This is a genomic window from Streptomyces sp. NPDC002870, from assembly GCF_042888505.1.
In the GTDB taxonomy this organism is placed as follows: Bacteria; Actinomycetota; Actinomycetes; order Streptomycetales; family Streptomycetaceae; genus Streptomyces.
This window is the reverse complement of record NZ_JBIAPW010000051.1, coordinates 1-3,925: the sequence shown is the minus strand read 5'-3', so window position 1 is coordinate 3,925 and position 3,925 is coordinate 1. Positions and strand designations below refer to the sequence as shown.

The window sequence follows — 3,925 nt, the reverse complement described above, 5'->3', positions numbered from 1 at the left end:
AGGGGGGTATTCTGGCTGCGCGTTGCGGCCTGGCCCAAACGGGTCCGCGTTTTTTTTTTTTGGGGGGGGGGGGGGGGGTGTGGGGGGGGGGGGGGGGCGGGGGGCACGGGCCCCCCCCCGCGCCGTTTGCACCGAGCCGTAGGTACGGGGGGAACCCCGGCTCTGGTGCAGCCGATGACCAGTCGGCTCACTCTCTACTGCGCCGTGGGCTCAAAAAACGTCACACCTGGACGGCCGAAAATCGTCACTGCCGAGAATTCGCAGGTCAGAAGGGGGTCGAAGCAGCGCCGAACGAAGGCACCGAGGCACTTTCTGACGGCAGGGGCGCGGGCTCCGCGGGCAGTGGCGTCCAGGAGACGGGCGGCAGTGAAGCGCCGGAGCGGCTGTCGATGGCGGGGGCGCCCCGGTCCTTTCCGCCGTCGTCACCGCTGTCGCCGCTGTCGCCGTCACCGGTACCGCTGCCGCCGTCGGTCTGGCTGCCGTCGTCGGTGTCGCCGTCGAGCAGCCGGTCGCAGAAGCGCTCCACCCGGCCCGCCCCCTTGGCCGCGTCCTCGAGCTGCCGCTTGCGGTCGGGGGCGATGCGGCCACTGCGGTAGTCGCGGCAGGCCTCGACCGTCTTGCGGTACGACTCGGCGTTCGGGTCGGGGGACTTCTCGTCCGGGTCGCCCTGCTGCCTGCCCGAGCCGCTGTCCCCGCCGCTCGACGAGCCCGGGTAGTCGCCGCCGTCACTCGCCGGGGGCGACACCGGTGGCGTACTGGGCGAGCCCGAGATCGGCGGGGGTGCGACCACTCCCCCACCGGTGTCCGTCTCGGAGACCAGCGGCCCGGGGGTCGCGGCGGCCGAGACGGTGGACGCGGGCAGCGGATCGTCGCGGAAGGGCGACGGCAGAAAGCCCGTGCCCGCGGCGACGGCGACGCCGCCGAGCGCACAGCCGGCCACCGCGGCGGCAAGCCCGAAGCGCACCGGGCGGGCGAAGAAAGTGCGGGGCGCGCGATGCGCGGAGGCGGCGCGCGCGGAAGAAGCGAGATGTACGGTCCCGAGCATGTCCCCGGCGGGCGCGTCGGCTTCCGCCCTGGACTTCCGGAACGCGGCCAATGCGGCCGCCTCGCCGGGCATTTCACCGCCGTCCGAGTAGCCGGGGCGGCTGGGTCTGCCCATGCCGTACAGCTCTCGGGACAGTCGCGCGGCCTGGATACGGGCGTGCTCGTCGGCGGTCTCGACCGGTTCACCGCGCAGCAGTCGCTCCGCCGCTTCCCTGTCAAGCCACTCGTACCGCTCGTCGGCCATCACATGTCCTTCTGCGTCCGCAGGCGTGAATGCGTCACACCGGCGGGTGCCGTCGCGCCCGGCCGGGGGCCGCGCTGCGGCGGTACACCGTTCAGATCCGCGCGGTCGGCGCCAGGGTTTGCCTGGTCCGCCTCGCCGCTGTCCTCGCTGAAAGCCGGTGCGGCTTCCGCGCCCAGCAGCTCGGCCAGCCGCTTCAGCCCACGGTGCGCAGCGGTGCGTACCGCGCCGGGCCGCTTGCCCAGCGTCTTGGCCGCACTCTTCGCATCGAGGCCGACCACGACGCGCAGTACGACGGCCTCGGCCTGATCCTGCGGAAGCTGGGCGATGAGGGCCATCGTGTTGCCGGTGGCGAGAGCCTCCATGGCCTCGTCCGCGGTGTCCGAGTCGGCGGCCCTGCCGGTGAGCTCGGTCTCGTCGCCGCCGACGGCGGGGCGGCGGCCGCGCATGCGTATGTGGTCGAGGGCGCGGTTGCGGGCGATCCGTGCGGCCCAGCCGCGGAAGCGGTCCGCGTCCCCACTGAACCGGTCGAGGTCGCGGGCGATCTGCAGCCAGGCCTCGGACGCGACGTCCTCGGCGTCCGGTTCGCCGACCAGAGTGCGTACATAGCCGAGCAGCCGTGGGTGCACGGCGCGGTACACAGTACGGAAGGCGCTCTCGTCCCCGTCCTGTGCCGCGAGCACCGCGGCCGTCAACTCCGCGTCGTCCCCCAGCACTCCCTCAACCTGTCCTGAATCGCAGCTGGTCACCACTGCCGCGCGGTCCTGCGCGAATCAGCACGCTACGTCCTATGGTGCGGTCACGTCCATGCCTTGTACAACTTGCAACGATTCCCGCACACGGCGCGGTGTGACAGAAAACCCACTCGCGGCGCTGAGAGGAGTACGGGGCGGCTCTGCGGCCCCGGCGATCGACGACCGGGGCCTCTCCTGTGGGGGGTGGCGGCCCCGGTCGTCCTTCTACGTCCGGGGCCGGTCCGTCAGCAGCACATGACCGGCGGGGCGTCGGGCGCGGCAGCCTTGCGCGCCCGCCCGTGCAGCAGCAGATAGAAGCGCTGCACCGACTCCTCGGGACCGCCCAGCTCGAAGCGGTTGACGACCTTGCCGAGCGGATTCCACACGCGCCCGTCGGGCATCCGGATCCCCACCGGCTGGCCGAACAGCTCCCGCTGCTCCGGCTCCAGGTCCACCCACCGGGCCCCGGCCCGTCGGACGATCACCTCTCCCACGTACGCCCCGAGGCCCTGAAGGAGCCCGGAGACCCGCCCGGCCTCCGGACGGCCGCGCCGTACCCCGTCCACCATGAAGTCGACGATCCGCAGGCTGCCCACCGAGTAGTCGAGCGGCAGCCGGCCGCGCGCCGTCAGCCGGTCGACGACCCCGGCGACATAGACGCGCATCTCGGCAGCACCGGGCAGCACCCCAAAGTCCGTATCCATGCCAGACCCAGCGGCATGTACATGAAGAACATCACGCTGTGCGGAAGTGTTGGTTCTCACGCGTGAGTTCGGGCTGCCCGTACAACCATTGGCGGGGTTCGGGCGTCGTCGGGCAGCGCCTGCCCTGCTCCACGGAGGCGAGGGAGTGCGTCAGGTAGTGCAGCTGCGGCGCCGGCGCTTCCTGCGTGAGCCCCGCGTGTTCGCGGAGACTCCCGGCTCGCTCAACTCACCCCGGCAGGAAGCTCGATGTCCCCGTGGAACACTCCCCGGTTCTCCTCGTTCACATCCTGGCCGTAGGTGATGCCCTGTCCCCCGTAGGGAATCAGAAAGCCGAAACGGAACCGGTGGGATTCGACTCTGTACGTTTCGGGGTCGAGGATCAGCGTCTCCTCCAGCTGGGACAGCGTGAGCTGGTCCTCGGTCGCTGAAACCCCGGCCTTCTGGAGTTGCTTCAGGGTCGGCTTCAACTCGCGTACCGCCTTCTCGGCAAAGGCCCGGTCCCGCACCTCCGACAACTTCCGTGAGCCGGAGCGGACCTGGAGTCGAACCTTCCCTTCCTCCTTGGTCAGCGTGACGTCATCCCCCGACTCTTGGACGTACTTCCTGAACTCCCCTATGGCAGCCATGGGGTCTTCCACCTTGTTCTTCATGTCCGGATCGGAGACCGGGCCGCGCTTCCAGGCGTCCCGGCCTTCTTTGACGTACTGCGTACCACCGACCACAAAGATCTCTTCAGGCTTACGCTTCCCCTTGCTGATGACGGCCCCTGAGGAGTGGAAAGCCTCAGGGTCCTGGGTCCGCCTGACCGTGGCCTTGTAAGAAGCGGTGCTCGCCTGCCCCTGAAAGACGAGACTCTCGCTGCCCTTCACCGCGAACGTCCAGCCGCCCTGGGCCGCCATCGCCTCTTCCGCTCGGTCAAGAAAATCCTCAGCGGTGACCGGCTTCGCAGGCTCCGTTTTCTTCACTTCGGGGCTCGTTGACCCAGCCGCCTGGACCGACTCCGTCGGCTCCCCTTCCGCTGAGCAACCGATCAGCGAAAGGGAGAGCGGGATGATCAGCGCGGCAAGTCTGTAGTTCACTCGCATGTTCAGACTCCTTCGGCCGGGCGGGTCAGTAATCCGGTCGCCTGACGGCGACACCCTGTGTGCGTGAAAATCGGTGTGTGGTCGTCCGGCGGACGTCGTATCGCCTTGGCGCGTTCC

At 69.9% G+C, this 3,925-nt stretch carries 4 protein-coding genes; all 4 read right to left on the bottom strand.

Going from position 1 to position 3,925, the window contains the following annotated elements:
- Nucleotides 1-265: 265 nt before the first annotated feature.
- The 4 genes from ACFYWY_RS35880 to ACFYWY_RS35865 all read right to left on the bottom strand — a co-directional run bounded on the left by ACFYWY_RS35880 (nucleotide 266) and on the right by ACFYWY_RS35865 (nucleotide 3,808).
- The gene (locus ACFYWY_RS35880) at nucleotides 266-1,288 is read right to left on the bottom strand and encodes a hypothetical protein (RefSeq protein WP_389194950.1); all 1,023 of its coding nucleotides are present in this window, start codon (nucleotides 1,286-1,288) and stop codon (nucleotides 266-268) included.
- Entirely contained in the window at nucleotides 1,288-2,001 is a 714-nt protein-coding gene (locus ACFYWY_RS35875; protein WP_389194947.1) for an RNA polymerase sigma factor, read from the bottom strand. The genes ACFYWY_RS35880 and ACFYWY_RS35875 overlap by 1 nt, the downstream gene beginning before the upstream one ends.
- A 263-nt stretch (nucleotides 2,002-2,264) precedes the next feature.
- Entirely contained in the window at nucleotides 2,265-2,723 is a 459-nt protein-coding gene (locus ACFYWY_RS35870) for a hypothetical protein (protein ID WP_389194945.1), read from the bottom strand.
- A gap of 221 nt (nucleotides 2,724-2,944) precedes the next feature.
- Nucleotides 2,945-3,808 (bottom strand): hypothetical protein, encoded by an 864-nt coding sequence (locus ACFYWY_RS35865; RefSeq protein WP_389194942.1) that lies wholly within the window; start codon nucleotides 3,806-3,808, stop codon nucleotides 2,945-2,947.
- Nucleotides 3,809-3,925: the final 117 nt, after the last annotated feature.

Coding starts and splice junctions, on each gene's coding strand:
- ACFYWY_RS35865 (WP_389194942.1), bottom strand. CDS start 3,808: ATGCGAGTGAACTACAGACTTGCCGCGCTGATCATCCCGCTCTCCCTT.
- ACFYWY_RS35870 (WP_389194945.1), bottom strand. CDS start 2,723: ATGGATACGGACTTTGGGGTGCTGCCCGGTGCTGCCGAGATGCGCGTC.
- ACFYWY_RS35880 (WP_389194950.1), bottom strand. CDS start 1,288: ATGGCCGACGAGCGGTACGAGTGGCTTGACAGGGAAGCGGCGGAGCGA.